General features: G+C 44.9%; 14 protein-coding genes. 3 read left to right on the top strand and 11 right to left on the bottom strand.

Annotated elements, in window-relative coordinates; translation table 11 throughout:
- Nucleotides 1-5: 5 nt before the first annotated feature.
- The 4 genes from ruvA to iolG all read right to left on the bottom strand — a co-directional run bounded on the left by ruvA (nucleotide 6) and on the right by iolG (nucleotide 3723).
- Nucleotides 6-611: a Holliday junction branch migration protein RuvA gene (gene ruvA / locus UJ203_RS01675; RefSeq protein WP_024122330.1), complete on the bottom strand. Its 606-nt coding sequence runs from the start codon at nucleotides 609-611 to the stop codon at nucleotides 6-8.
- A gap of 138 nt (nucleotides 612-749) precedes the next feature.
- On the bottom strand, nucleotides 750-1259 hold the full coding sequence (locus UJ203_RS01670) for an intercompartmental signaling factor BofC (protein ID WP_105953499.1): 510 nt from the start codon (nucleotides 1257-1259) through the stop codon (nucleotides 750-752).
- Nucleotides 1260-1306: 47 nt separating this feature from the next.
- On the bottom strand, nucleotides 1307-2614 hold the full coding sequence (locus UJ203_RS01665) for an MFS transporter (protein ID WP_322008476.1): 1308 nt from the start codon (nucleotides 2612-2614) through the stop codon (nucleotides 1307-1309).
- A gap of 83 nt (nucleotides 2615-2697) precedes the next feature.
- Nucleotides 2698-3723 (bottom strand): inositol 2-dehydrogenase, encoded by a 1026-nt coding sequence (gene iolG, locus UJ203_RS01660; RefSeq protein WP_322008475.1) that lies wholly within the window; start codon nucleotides 3721-3723, stop codon nucleotides 2698-2700.
- Between the two features lie 237 nt (nucleotides 3724-3960).
- Between iolG and UJ203_RS01655 the strand changes: the two genes are divergently transcribed.
- Nucleotides 3961-4611, top strand: a complete 651-nt coding sequence (locus UJ203_RS01655; protein ID WP_322008474.1) for a phosphotransferase — start codon at nucleotides 3961-3963, stop codon at nucleotides 4609-4611.
- 41 nt (nucleotides 4612-4652) lie between these two features.
- On the opposite strand, the gene UJ203_RS01650 is transcribed toward UJ203_RS01655, so the two are convergent.
- Nucleotides 4653-4775, bottom strand: a complete 123-nt coding sequence (locus tag UJ203_RS01650) for a hypothetical protein (protein WP_063623044.1) — start codon at nucleotides 4773-4775, stop codon at nucleotides 4653-4655.
- A gap of 176 nt (nucleotides 4776-4951) precedes the next feature.
- Here UJ203_RS01650 and UJ203_RS01645 point away from each other — a divergent pair, with 176 nt between their 5' ends.
- Both UJ203_RS01645 and UJ203_RS01640 read left to right on the top strand, forming a co-directional pair.
- Nucleotides 4952-5305, top strand: coding sequence for a DUF5412 family protein (locus tag UJ203_RS01645; RefSeq protein ID WP_322009438.1), 354 nt, complete (start codon nucleotides 4952-4954; stop codon nucleotides 5303-5305).
- A 269-nt stretch (nucleotides 5306-5574) separates the two neighbouring features.
- Nucleotides 5575-7029 carry an alanine/glycine:cation symporter family protein gene (locus UJ203_RS01640; RefSeq protein ID WP_322008473.1) on the top strand — a complete coding sequence of 485 codons (1455 nt, stop codon included), beginning with the start codon at nucleotides 5575-5577 and terminating at the stop codon, nucleotides 7027-7029.
- 48 nt (nucleotides 7030-7077) lie between these two features.
- On the opposite strand, the gene UJ203_RS01635 is transcribed toward UJ203_RS01640, so the two are convergent.
- The 6 genes from UJ203_RS01635 to nadB form a co-directional block, all read right to left on the bottom strand.
- The gene (locus UJ203_RS01635) at nucleotides 7078-7797 is read right to left on the bottom strand and encodes a YebC/PmpR family DNA-binding transcriptional regulator (protein WP_227597923.1); all 720 of its coding nucleotides are present in this window, start codon (nucleotides 7795-7797) and stop codon (nucleotides 7078-7080) included.
- 103 nt (nucleotides 7798-7900) lie between these two features.
- The gene (locus tag UJ203_RS01630; RefSeq protein ID WP_322008472.1) at nucleotides 7901-8512 is read right to left on the bottom strand and encodes a YhcN/YlaJ family sporulation lipoprotein; all 612 of its coding nucleotides are present in this window, start codon (nucleotides 8510-8512) and stop codon (nucleotides 7901-7903) included.
- A 146-nt stretch (nucleotides 8513-8658) separates the two neighbouring features.
- On the bottom strand, nucleotides 8659-9822 hold the full coding sequence (gene safA / locus UJ203_RS01625; RefSeq protein ID WP_322008471.1) for a spore coat assembly protein SafA: 1164 nt from the start codon (nucleotides 9820-9822) through the stop codon (nucleotides 8659-8661).
- A gap of 115 nt (nucleotides 9823-9937) precedes the next feature.
- Nucleotides 9938-11041 (bottom strand): quinolinate synthase NadA, encoded by a 1104-nt coding sequence (nadA, locus tag UJ203_RS01620; RefSeq protein WP_322008470.1) that lies wholly within the window; start codon nucleotides 11039-11041, stop codon nucleotides 9938-9940.
- A complete protein-coding gene (gene nadC, locus UJ203_RS01615; RefSeq protein ID WP_322008469.1) occupies nucleotides 11028-11897 on the bottom strand; it encodes a carboxylating nicotinate-nucleotide diphosphorylase in 870 nt (289 codons plus the stop codon). The genes nadA and nadC overlap by 14 nt, the downstream gene beginning before the upstream one ends.
- Nucleotides 11851-13446 carry an L-aspartate oxidase gene (gene nadB, locus UJ203_RS01610; RefSeq protein ID WP_322008468.1) on the bottom strand — a complete coding sequence of 532 codons (1596 nt, stop codon included), beginning with the start codon at nucleotides 13444-13446 and terminating at the stop codon, nucleotides 11851-11853. Before nadB ends, nadC begins: the two co-directional genes overlap by 47 nt.
- Nucleotides 13447-13461: the final 15 nt, after the last annotated feature.

Below are 13461 nucleotides of genomic sequence, written 5' to 3'. Positions count from 1 at the left end.
TCACCTTACTTCAATAGTTTTTGTAATGCTTTTTTTACGTACTGGTCTGTTGTCAGACCAATATCCTCTTTTAAGTGAGGAAGTACCTTTTTGATTTCTTTTTCGGCATAACCAAGTACCCTGAGGGCCTCGAGTGCTTCTTCAAGCGCCGTTTCTGCCGTTTGTTTTTCAAGTCTTTCTTCATGATTGAACAGATTTTCAATCATTTCAGGCACGACGTCAGCCAGCTTTCCTTTTAAATCAAGGATAATCTGGCGGGCAGTTTTTTTGCCGACACCCGGAAACTTGACTAAAAAGGCTTCATCTTCATTTTCAATTGCTTGAATGACCGCTCCCGGGTCACCTGATCCCAAAATGGCGAGTGCCCCTTTTGGACCGATTCCGGTCACATTTAACAGCTTTGTAAAGAGCGCTTTTTCCTCCCTTGTTGAAAAGCCGTATAGTAAAAACGCATCTTCTCTTACATGATGGTACGTAAAAATGGTTTCTTGACTTCTCTCCTTATATATAAACGGATTTGGCGTAAAAATCTGATAGCCGATGCCGCCGTTTTCTATCACAATATATTGGGGAGATACATAATCAATCGTCCCTTTAACAAATTCGATCACGAAAATTCACCTCTTTGACTGTTCTTCATTGTACCATAAAAACAGCCAAAGGCTTAAAGAAAAGTTAACATATGTTCGCTTCTCATTCATTGTTCCACGAAAAAAAAGACATGAGCACATGTCTTCAATCAGCAGTGGTCACCCGCTGTACGTCTTGATATGTTCTATGACATCTTCAAACTCCGCTTTCGTCCGAAACGGAATGCCTTTTTCGAGATTTTTTTGCATATGGCTCTCCAGTCTTTCTAAGTCAATTTGAAAAAAAGATTGAATCGGTTCAGAATCCGACTCCGGCCGTCCATGAAAGGTGGAAATTACTCCGCTGTCAGAAACGCCGATATACCCATTCACCTTGCTGAGCGGAGAAATATCGTCCACCTGCTTCCGAAATAGAACGTACCCATTTTTATGTTCGACAAGCGTCCATCCCGCATAATCCGCCCAAAAGTCATCCATGGACAGCACCTTTTCACGCTTATGCTCGATGCTGACCTCTCCATCCAAAAACACTTTTTCAAGCTGCACATGCACCTGCAGCGGTTCATAGTGCTCCACTTCCGCCCCTGACGCGCGGGGAGCACCCATTAGAAAAGCTGCGGCTGAGCATAAAATCCCCAGCAACAGATACGCAGTGCTAAATCGTTTCACCCTTTACACCTCTTTGCACACGTTTATGACTAGTCTGACCAAAGAGGCTACTGCTTAACCGTTTCCTCAAAATTTGTTTGCACATTTTTCCTGACAAGCCGTTCCTCTGGATACATATCGGCGTGCCGTTCTGAAATCGTCAGAAATTGTGTCAGGAAAGCACTGAGAAAATATAATGCCGCAAAAATCCATATCACGCCGCCTGCGCCGAGCGGGCCGATAAAAAGGCTCACGATGCCGGGAGCAATAAAAGCGCACAGACCCGACCCCAGATTTAACACAGACATGGCAGCACCTTTGTTATCAGGCGCAAGCGTCGGCAAAAGCGCGCTTAATGGAACATATCCGGCCAGTGCCGCACCGTAGCAGCAGGCAATGATCATCAGCACCCAGTACTGATGCCCGATCAATTGCGGCGTGTAATAGAGCGCCAGTGTAAAAATGCCGCAGCCGACTCCGCCAAACCACATGACAGTATTGCGCCAGCCCAGTTTATCTCCGACCGCGCCGAAAATGATGTTAAATACAATGTTGACAAAAAACAGCGTCCCCCAAATTTGCAGCCATTCTGAAACAGAATAGCCGTAACGCGCCAAATAGGTCGGAAGAAATATCGCAAATCCGAATTGTCCGATAGCATTAATTGTCTTGACTACGCCGCCGATGCCGACTTTAGGATTTTCAAACATAATTGTAAACGCCTTCGACAGCTCTTTCCATTTCGGCTGATCTTGTTTTTGTACAGGCATAAATTTATCTTTATTAAAAAACAGTGCGAGAACTCCGCCTGCTGCCACAAATAGTAAAGCGCTCCAAAGCGTATTGATTTCTCCAATCGCCGGAACCGCATAGCTCGAATAAAACGGTCCAAGCACGTTCAGGCCGCACGTAAACATAAACCAAAACCAGCCGACGGCTTTACCAAGGATTTGCTGAGAGGTGCTGTATGATACCCATACAAGAAACGAATATGCAAACAGCGGGTATCCCAAGCCCCTGAGCGCGTAGCTGCCCAAGAGAGCCGGATAGTACATATGAGGAATCGCCCAGCCGATAAAAGCAACCGAACCGAGGATAAAAGCAAGTAAACCGACCGTCATCGTCTTCCTTGGCCCCCAAGTCTGGACAAAGGTTCCTGATAGCCAAGCCGAAATCGTGACAGCAATGCCATACACCGTAAACAGCGTAGCAGATTGCTGCATACTGAGACCGTGATCAACAAGAAAAGGAGACAGCCATCCTTGCTCGAGTCCGTCTCCAACCATAAAGATGACCACACCAATATAACCCCAAATCATGTGAGAAGGAATTCCGATTTTGTTTAAAGCATTTCCTTTAGCATGTGCTGTATTCATGATTTCCACCGCCTACTTTTTATAAAGTATCAATGGAATGTATATACCCAAGCTTGCTGTATTGTAATCCCTTTATCTGAATATTAAAAAACAATTTTTTCAGTATGTTCAATGCTGACAGGCATGCCTAAAGCGAGTGACTGCTGAGCCGCCCTTGCTATTCGTTCCGCCTGAAAGCCGTCATCGCCGGTGCAGGCAGTCTCCCGATTGGTTTTGATCGCGTCTGCAAACTGAAGAATCTCTTCTGTGTAGGCTTCCTTATAGCGTTCAAGAAAAAAGAAATGCGGTTTATCCTTCATGACAAAGTCAGCGGTTGACACTTCTACCGTCGTCGGCCTGCTGTTGTCTGCTGCTGCCGAGCCTTTCGTGCCGAAAACCTCGACCCGCTGGTCATATCCGTACACAGCTTGACGGCTGTTGTCTATCACACCCATGGCACCGTTTGCAAATGTCAAGGTAATGACAGCCGTATCAATGTCCCCCAGCTCTGCAAAGGACGGATTCATCAAAGCCGCTCCTTTTGCATACACTTCCGTCACTTCACTTCCCATGATGTATCTGGCCATATCAAAATCATGAATCGACATATCGATAAATAAGCCGCCTGATGTGCGGACATAATCAACATTCGGGGGGTCAGGGTCCCGTGACGTAATTTTTAATAAATGAGGCGGGCCGATTTCACCATTTGAGACAATGGTTTTGATTTTCTTAAAATGAGGGTCGAAACGGCGGTTAAATCCGACTTGCAGCTTAACCCCATGTTTCCGCACGGCCGCAAGTGCCTCCTTCGTTTCATCAGGAGAAAAACTGATTGGTTTTTCACAAAAAATATGTTTTTTCGCCTCAGCTGCTTCTCTGATGATTTGCGCATGTGTATTTGTTGGCGAACAGATAAAAACAGCGTCAATATCAGGATCAAGCAATAAATCTCTATAGTCAGCGGTTATGTATTCAATGTGGTGACTGGCGGCCCAATCCTGTAAACAGCTTGCAGAAATATCAGAAACCGCTTTTATTTTCATATGAGGAATCCGATGTATATTTTGAACATGAAGTTTGCCGATGCGCCCTGCACCGATAATTCCTGTCACCATCTGTTTCGTCATAGCGTGTTCCCCCTTGATAGTTTACGAAAGCGCTTTATTTAAAATTAATAGTATCCCATTTGTAAGCGCTTTTCAAGGAGTGGAATAAACGTTTTCATGTCTCTTTTATCACAATCAAAGCTTATAGGTAGCCTTCTTTCCCAAGACCAGATACACTATATTTAGGCTCTTTTTCCTGAACAGTTTTGGATTTTCCTATAAACAACTGCATAAAATAGAGCAAAGAAGGTGAATGAAATGCTGACAAAAGCAGAGGCACTGGCCCATTCAGTCATATACCGCCAAAACAGCAGATTTGATAAAGTCAAAGAGAAACCCGAGGAATTAACATTGATCGGCAAGGGACGAAGCGCCTATGTGTTTGCCATAACAGAAGGTGACCGGAAAATGGCGCTGAAGGTATTTTTTCCGGAGTATCAAGCGACAGCCGTCAAAGAAGCAGCGATTTATGAAAAATTAGCCGGATCCGCATTCTACCCTGACATTTATGAAACTGGTGATTCATTTATTTTAATGGAATATATTAAAGGCGATACCTTTTACAACTGCCTGAAAAAAGGCATCGCGATCAGCGACAATATGATTCAGCAGGTAGAGGACGCACTTTCTGACGCCCGTGCAGCCGGCCTCAACCCGTCTGACATTCATTTGCGCAATCTGATTCTGACAGAATCCGGAGCAGTGCGGGTCATTGATGTTGCGAGATTTGAACAGACGAAAACGTGCACGCAGTGGGACGATTTAAAAACGGCGTATCATACGCTTTATAAAAAGCCGATTTTCCCGAAAAAAATCCCGGGCTTTTGGCTTGAGGTTATTGCTTTTTTATATAAAAAAGATTGGTTTCAGAAGCACTTTGCACAACGGAAAAGAAAATATTCTTCATAGAAAAGGCAGCCGCATATGCGGCTGCCTTTATCACTTTATTTTTACTTTCTGACAGCAGAAATTAATTTCATTTGTTCAGGCGACAGCTTGATGCGATACCCTCTCACACTCAAATAAACCGCTTCTGAGTTCTTTTCGCTGGAATGACAATATGTGTTTTCCATTTCTGTCTCCTCCACCCTTTATCTATTTTCTTTTATCATACCTGCACTTTATTGAGGAAATTTTAAAGAAATGTAAAGATCGTATAAAATCCGTGATGTGGTAAAATGGGAGAAAAAAGGGAGATAGTCACATCAAAACACGCAGTAAAGTCCTTCTTATAATATTCTCATGTCTTCTGTTTTTTGGCGGTGCCGTCTATTGGATGTTTTTTTCACTGAAAAATGTTCCGAAAGGCATCCTCGTACAATCAGTGGAATCGCCTGACGGAAGCTATACGCTAAACACTTATGTATCCAAAAATACCTTAAGCTCAGATGCCGCCAGAGGCGAACTCGTGAATGAAAAAACACTTGTCAAAAAAACAATCTATTGGAATTATCCTGACAGCAGACCATCTGTTACATGGTTGAACAACAATACAGTAAAAATCGGCAGCCAGACTTTACATCTCGATATCGATGAAACTTATGATTGGCGGAAGGATGATCTTTGGATTCGTGAGGAACCGCCGCAAGCATCAGTGAGGTGAGATTATGAAAGACCTTATCGCTTTGCCTTTTATATACGCAATGGCAGAGCTTGGCTATTTATTTCTCAAAGACTGTTTCACAATTGGTGTCCACATGCCTTTATAAACAGAAGCGCGGCGTACTTCATACGCTGCGCTTTTTTCACCCCATTCTCCCCTCTCATGATCATTACACGTTAAATAATGTGACAGATTGATTGTAAAAATAGTTCAATTAACCCAAAATCCTCTTTATAAAAGCAATCGAAACGACGTGAGGAGGAAGCTTGATGGCAGATTTTGTTGCTAGTTTAAACGCGGTCTTATGGAGTACACCCGTCATTTATATTTTATTAGGAATTGGATTGATCTTTTCTATTATGACCCGTTTTTTACAAGTCAGACACATCAAGGAAATGATTGTGCTGATGTTTCAAGGCAAGAGCTCAGAGGCAGGGGTATCTTCTTTTCAAGCATTATCAATCGCGCTGTCCGGCAGGGTGGGGACCGGAAACATTGCAGGTGTGGCAACAGCAATTGCGTTCGGCGGACCCGGCGCGGTGTTCTGGATGTGGGCCATTGCTTTTATCGGTGCTTCAAGCGCCTTTGTTGAATCTACTCTTGCCCAAATTTATAAAGTGAAACAAGGCGGCCAATATCGAGGCGGACCCGCTTATTATATAGAAAAAGGATTAGGCATTAAGTGGTTTGCTGTTTTATTTGCGGCTGCGGCCCTTATTGCAATGGCTCTCCTTATGCCAGGGGTCCAGTCCAACTCCATTGCAGCGGGCGTCCAAAATGCATTCGGCATCTCTCCTGCCATTACTGGCTGTTTTCTTGTTCTCTTATTAGGTTTTATCATTTTCGGAGGTGTAAAACGCATCGCCAGTGCCGCACAAATGATTGTCCCGTTTATGGCAGTCGGATACATTCTGCTCTCTCTGATCATCATTGTGATGAATATTTCTGAACTGCCTGCTGTCATTTCTTTGATTTTCAGAAGTGCTTTTGCATTAGATTCCGCATTCGGCGGTCTCATCGGCATGGCCATTTCATGGGGCGTCAAACGAGGCATTTATTCAAACGAAGCCGGGCAAGGAACAGGCCCTCATCCTGCTGCCGCCGCAGAGGTATCTCATCCGGTAAAGCAAGGATTGGTTCAGGCATTTTCTGTTTATATCGACACTTTATTTGTATGTTCCGCTACAGCATTCATGATTTTATTTACCGGTATGTACAATACACAGGCTGCCGACGGTTCATTTATTGTCAATCACCTGAAGGGTGTAGAAGCTGGACCGGGCTTCACTCAGGCCGCCATTGACAGTGTGCTGCCCGGCTTTGGTGCAGGCTTTGTCGCTATTGCTTTGTTCTTCTTCGCTTTTACAACCATTATGGCTTATTACTACATCGCTGAAACAAATATCGCATATTTAGCGAGAGGCAGAGAAAGCAAGTGGGCAATGCTCGGCTTAAAACTGATCATTTTAGCCGCGACATTCTACGGTGCTGTCAAAACCGCTACACTTGCTTGGGCATTAGGTGACGCGGGACTTGGCATTATGGTTTGGCTGAACGTCATTGCCATTGTTTTGCTCGCCAAGCCGGCGCTTATTGCGTTAAAGGATTATGAGCAACAGAAGAAACAAGGCTTAGACCCAGTCTTTGATCCTAAAGCTCTCGGCATCAAAAACGCTGATTTCTGGGAGAAAGAATACACACACGAAAATGAGCGCGTCTCTTAAGATGAAAAAAGACCGGCCTGAGATCACTTCGCGCCGGTCATTTTTATATTACTGGTAATTTGTATACACTGCCTGAACATCATCATCATCTTCAAGCGCATCGATCAATTTTTCCAGTTTTTCAACAGCCTCATCATCAGCCTCTGCATATGTTTTCGGAATCATGGTTACTTCAGCTGAATCGACTGGATAATTTGCTTCAAGTGCTGTTTTTACCTCTTCAAAACGTTCAGGCGCTGTTAATACCTCAAAGTATTCACCCTCTGTCTGCAGCTCTTCGCCGCCCGCTTCTATGACATCAAGCATCAAGTCATCCTCTTCTATTTGCCGATGTGTGCGGTCAATTGCAATGTACCCCTTCCGTTCAAATAAAAATGCTACACATCCGCTTTCTCCGAGACTTCCGCCGTTTTTATTGAAAGCTGTCCGCACATTTGTCGCCGTACGGTTTTTATTATCAGTTAAGCACTCCACCATAACGGCAACCCCTGAGGGACCGTAGCCTTCATAGGTGATTTCCTCGTAGCTGTTGCCGCCCTGGCTTCCTGCGGCTTTTTTTAGGGCACGGTCTATATTATCATTTGGCATATTGGCGCCTTTTGCTTTTTCAATCACAAGCCGCAATGCTGAATTTGCTTCAGGATCGGCTCCGCCTTGCTTTGCTGCCACATAGATTTCTTTAGCAAGCTTCATAAATACTTTTCCGCGCTTTGCGTCTTGCGCATTTTTTCTTTTTTGGATGTTTTTCCACTTAGAATGGCCAGCCATGCTTTCACCTTCCTTGATATTTCTATGTACACTTTAATGGGTATTGCAAGCCGTTGTAAAGAAAAAGACCGCCGGGAATCACTCTCCGGCGGCCTTCTTAGTCCTAGCGTCTGTTCATTTTATGAAGTCTTGTGAACAGTCCTTTATCTGTAGATACTTGAACGTCACGGCCATCCGCATAGTTTCGTGCGGCTTTTTTGACATTTTGCCTGTCAGACTGTGTGAAATCAGCGTGGCTTCTGACTGCGATGACTACTTTGTCATCCGTTACCATCACTTGTGTGTCGTTGACGTTTTTGACTTGTTTCACACGATTGGCGATTTTTGCGGCAAGTCTTCTGTTCTCTTGGTTGTCATACCCGTTGTTGTTCGTCCCATTTCGGTTCATGTTTCTGTTATTTGTGTTGTTATATGTTCCGTCAGTTGCCAATGGGACGCGATCATCTGTAGTAACACGGTCGTTTACATTGGTTGTGTTTCGGTCACGGCCGTTCTGGCCGTTCTGGTCCTCCATCAATTCAGAGACCGGGCCGTCGTGATCCATCCCGTCTCCCTGTCTGTCAGCGTCATTCTCATTTGTATAATATCCGATTGGACGGGTATTGCCGTTATTACCGTTATTACGAGTATCATTAAGGGCATCATTATTTGCGCCGCATGCTGTTAATCCGGCTGTCATCAAAATGAGGCCTGCAATTGTTAACTTTCTACCCAATGGAAAAACCCCCCGAGGACTGATTGAGCATGTTGTGCTCGTTTTTATCATGTGCATCAGGGAGATATGTTAAGCGTGTCAGTTATGACCATTCGACGATTGTAAGGCAATACAAAAAAAGGAACGATTTACATCGTCCCGAACAATCATTCACTTTCTTCTTCCGGCCGTCCAAACATCTGGTTTGTTGAAGGCTGATTCGGCATGGAAGTTCCGGCTGGATACGGATTCGGATTTGCTCCTCCGTAAGGCATATAAGGAGTTCCATATGCTCCTCCCTGATAACCAGGTGCTGAGAAGTATGGCTGCTGATCATCGTCACACCCGCAATCATCATGATCCTTAAATGGCGGCATATAACCATGTGCCACATTTGGCTGATGAGCCCCCATCACTTGAGGAGCGCCATAATAAGGACCATATGGCATATGCCCATAAGGAGATCCATAAGCAGGCGATGCATATTGAGGCGCGCCGTGCGAAGGCTGATATCCGTAATGCCCGTGGTGGCTGTTTTCATGATGCTGGTTATCATATTCACCCGGATCATATTGCGAAGGTGATACAAAACTTGGCTGGAAGCCATAAGGCTGATGCATCGGAAATGCATGTGCAGGATAGTATGGGTAGCACAGGCCGGATCCAGGCAGAACAGGTGAGATAGGAACCGGACATGGCACAAAATGGGCTGGATACGGACAGTATGGCTGAACTGCCGGCATATTCGGAACAGTGTGGTGGATGTTTTCTTCTTCCATACCGCCTACATCTGGCGCCTTAGGCGTATTAGGCATATTCGGATAATTTGCATTCTCCATATTACTCATTGCCTCCTGTTGTGGAAATTGATCTTGCATGTCATACATATGATCTATATTTCCGTCATGATGCTTTTTAGGCTCCTCCGGTTTAGGAGGTGACCAAGGCTGAAAAAGCTGATTCATATCATAATAATCGTTCACATCAGCTTCAGGATACACATTATCATGCAAATTCGGCATCGGCGGGACAAAAGGAACAGACTGCTTTTCTTTCGGTTTTGTGTCTTCTACGTCGACAACGGATTTAGGCTTCTCCTTGGAAAATGGGTGTTCTTGCTTCTCATCCCCGACTGCCGCCGGACTTTTGCCCGCTTTTATCTCTTTTCTGACTGGAACACCCCCAGACGGCACTTTTATTTTCATTCCAGGCATGATTAAATCTGGATTGCTGAGCTGCGTATTGAGCTTTTTTACTTCCTCAACATCAACTCCGTATTTTTCAGCTATTTTCCAGAGTGAATCGCCTTTTTGAACGATATGGATTTTCAACGTTTTCCCCTCCTATGCAAAACGTGAACAGTTCAGTTGTGATTACAATATGTTTCTTCACAACATATGCCTGATCAAAAGAAATTATGAATACAGGAGGGGAAATATTTCTGATTTACGTGATGGTTAGCATTCGATTCAGCGCAAGAAGGGCATCGTCCTGAATGACTTTCGGCACTTTGATCACACCTGCTGGTTTTCCTTTTTCTATTTGTTCTAAAGACCAGAGCAAATGCGGGAGGTCAATTCGATTCATCGTCAGACATGGACACATATCCGGATTGAGTGATTCAATTTGTTTGTCGGAATGCTCTTGAATCAGTCGCTGAACAAGATTCATTTCTGTACCGATTGCCCATTTGCTTCCCGGCTGAGCGTGGCTGATTGTATCAATAATATATTTCGTGGATCCGCTGTCGTCACTTTGCATTACGACTTCATGGGAGCATTCAGGATGAACAATGATCCGGATGTCAGAATCTCGTTCTCTCAAATCATTTATATTTTTCACGGTGAATTTTTCATGAACAGAGCAGTGGCCTTTCCAAAGAAAAACCTTGATATCGTTTTGTTCTGCCTCGTTCTCTAATTGATCTTGAATCGGGTCCCAGACAGCCATGTCCTCAAGCGGGATACCCAGTTCATAAGCGGTGTTCCTTCCTAAATGCTGATCAGGCAGAAATAAAATGCGTTTTTTCTGTGTAAACGCCCATTCAAGCACTTTTTTGGCATTGGATGAGGTTACAGTCGCTCCGCCGTGCTTTCCGACAAATGCCTTGATCTCCGCTGTAGAATTCACATAGGTTAATGGTATGATCGTGTCGCCGAATATATGCTGAAGTTTCTCCCACGCCCTGTTCGTCTGCTGCATGTCAGCCATATCAGCCATAGAACAGCCCGCTCTCATATCCGGCAGGATGACCGTTTGGTCCGTACCTGTCAGCATATCAGCGGTCTCTGCCATAAAATGTACGCCGCAAAATACAATATATTCCGCATCCTTATTTTTTTCCGCCATTTGGGCAAGCTGGAGTGAATCGCCCGTTTGGTCAGCAAATTGAATTACTTCATCCTTTTGGTAATGATGGCCTGGAATAAACAACCTGCTCCCGAACTTTTCCTTAATGGCTGCAACACGTCTCTCCATCTCTTTCATTGACAGCCCTTTATAATGGTCAGGCATCATTTCAAATTGTTTGATTGCATCAAGAATTGACATAACCGCATTCCTCCACTGACTGATTTGTTAACGCCACATCCATGCTGATATCTAAGCTTCTGACCGAATGAGTCAGAAATCCTAAGGAAATATAATTCACACCCGTCCCTCTAAAAGCGGGCAGAGATTCTAATGTAATTCCTCCGGAAGCTTCGGTTTTAATGTGATCCGGTGTGATATTTGCAAAATGGCGGACAGTGTCAGGCGGGCAATTGTCAAACATAATGACATCAGCTTCAGCAAGAATGGCTTCTCTGAGCTGCTCCTCAGATTCAATTTCCACTTCAATATTCACCATGTGCCCTGCTGCCTGCCGCGCTTTTTCACACGCCCTTACAATGGAACCGCAAGCTGCAATGTGATTATCTTTGATCATGATTCCGTCGTACAGGCCGAATCGATGGTTATATCCTCCTCCGACCCTGACCGCATATTTTTCGAGCATTCTTAACCCCGGCGTCGTTTTCCTTGTGTCACAAATCCTAATCTGTTCATCATCAAGCTGTTCAACAGCCTGCCTTGTCATCGTCGCAATACCCGACAGCCTTTGAATAAGATTTAATACTACCCTCTCTCCAGAAAGAAGAGCAGCGGCCGGCCCGCGTAAGACGGCAATCACATCACCCTTTCGCAAATGATCTCCATCTTTTTTGGGTAAAAACGTCTGAACCTTTTCATCTAATAAAGCAAAGCCTTCCTTAATCACCGCAGCTCCGGCGAAAATGCCGTCTGACTTTGCAACAATTGAGGCCTCACAGTTCTGTCCTTCAAAGATGGACTGTGATGTAAGATCTCCCGTCCCTATATCCTCATGAAAAAAGTGATTCAGCAACTTTTTCAGCTGTAAATGATTCATTTCTCCAAATCCCTTCGTTTTTTCTCATTTTGGTTCCCTTTTTTGTATGGACAATTTGTTTGCCTTGCCAGCCTGTATCAGCCTGAGGGATATCAATTCGAAAATGCGCCCCCCTGCTTTCTTCCCGCAATAGAGCAGACGAAGTCATCAGCTTTGCAACCTGCCACAAGTGAGAAAGCTCCAGCTGCGGAATTGTGATATCCTTCACATTTATCTTCTGAGATGGGAGCCCACAAAGCCAATTGCTCATCTCAATCAGTCTGTCTTTTTCTCTTACTATGGACATGTCGCTTGTCATTCTGTTTTGCAGTTCAGAAAGCTCGATATTCGGCACCTCATAAACTCCGCTGGTTTCACCGTTGAATTGACTATACCTGTTATCAGCCGGTTTTCTCATGATATGTTCTGCTGCTCTTTTACCAAATACAAGTGCCTCCAGCAAGGAATTGCTCGCAAGACGATTGGCTCCGTGTAAGCCGGTGCATGCTGTTTCCCCTATCGCGTAAAGCCCGGGTACAGTTGTTTCTCCCCACCGATTGACTGAAACGCCTCCCATTAAGAAATGCATTCCCGGCGCAACAGGTATTTTTCTTTTACGAATCTCAACCCCTGCCTTTTGGCAAATAGAGGTGATTGTGGGAAAACGCACTTCGAAGTCAGAAATAGCGCTGCAATCGATATACACACGTTTTCCTTTTGCTATTTCTTCATGAATCATCCGCGAGACGACGTCCCGTGGTGCTAAATCCTCCAGCGGATGCCGTCCGGCCATAATACGGCGGCCGTTTTGGTCTGTTATAAAACCGCCCTCACCTCTGACTGCCTCTGAAACAAGCCCACACGAGACGCCATTTTTGACAAGAAGTGTAGGATGAAACTGGGTAAACTCTAAATCAGTTAATTCCGCTCCGGCCCGGTAAGCAAGTGAAAGACCATCACCCATGACAGATGGATCGTTCGTATGGTGCTGAAACAAGCTGCCGCATCCGCCAGCTGCCAGCACAACCTCATCCGCATGCCGCAAATTGATCCGGCCGCGGCTGTCTTTCGTCACTACACCGGCACAGCGCCCATTCTTCATCAGCAAATCAACCGCTGTTTCATTCTCGATGACTTCGATTTGGCTATTGATTTGTTTCAGCAAGTAATCAATGAGCATGCTGCCTGTAGCGTCTCCGCCTGCATGAAAAATGCGGTTGTGCGTATGGGCTCCTTCCCTGCCGAGGCTGACTTTGCCTTGTTTATCCCGGTCAAATGGAAAGCCATTCTCCAAAAAATTCTCAATGATGGTTTTTCCATCAAGTAAAACGTCTGATACGATGTTTTGATCGTTATGTCCGCAGCCTGCATATAACGTATCCTCCATATGAGACGCAATCGAGTCATCTTTTGCATAAGCCGCCGCAATTCCGCCCTGTGCATGTCTTGAATTGCTGTTTTTTGTGCTTTTTTTCGTGATGACAGTCACCTGGTATGATGGCGGAAGTGCAGAAGCCAGGGCAAGTGCCGCCGCTCCTGAACCAATGACCGCAATCGTCTTTATAGACATATGCCACCTCCTGTT

Source organism: Bacillus sp. V26 (assembly GCF_034296245.1).
Lineage (GTDB): Bacteria > Bacillota > Bacilli > Bacillales > Bacillaceae > Bacillus > Bacillus halotolerans.
The sequence above is the reverse complement of the archived record's forward strand: the minus strand, read 5'-3'. Positions and strand labels throughout refer to the sequence as shown.

Excerpts from the sequence above, each read along its gene's own strand:
- UJ203_RS01655 (WP_322008474.1), top strand. The coding sequence starts at position 3,961 with ATGCTGACAAAAGCAGAGGCACTGGCCCATTCAGTCATATACCGCCAA.
- UJ203_RS01635 (WP_227597923.1), bottom strand. The coding sequence starts at position 7,797 with ATGGCTGGCCATTCTAAGTGGAAAAACATCCAAAAAAGAAAAAATGCG.
- UJ203_RS01665 (WP_322008476.1), bottom strand. The coding sequence starts at position 2,614 with ATGAATACAGCACATGCTAAAGGAAATGCTTTAAACAAAATCGGAATT.
- UJ203_RS01640 (WP_322008473.1), top strand. The coding sequence starts at position 5,575 with ATGGCAGATTTTGTTGCTAGTTTAAACGCGGTCTTATGGAGTACACCC.
- nadA (WP_322008470.1), bottom strand. The coding sequence starts at position 11,041 with ATGTCAATTCTTGATGCAATCAAACAATTTGAAATGATGCCTGACCAT.
- UJ203_RS01650 (WP_063623044.1), bottom strand. The coding sequence starts at position 4,775 with ATGGAAAACACATATTGTCATTCCAGCGAAAAGAACTCAGAAGCGGTT.
- nadB (WP_322008468.1), bottom strand. The coding sequence starts at position 13,446 with ATGTCTATAAAGACGATTGCGGTCATTGGTTCAGGAGCGGCGGCACTT.
- nadC (WP_322008469.1), bottom strand. The coding sequence starts at position 11,897 with ATGAATCATTTACAGCTGAAAAAGTTGCTGAATCACTTTTTTCATGAG.
- iolG (WP_322008475.1), bottom strand. The coding sequence starts at position 3,723 with ATGACGAAACAGATGGTGACAGGAATTATCGGTGCAGGGCGCATCGGC.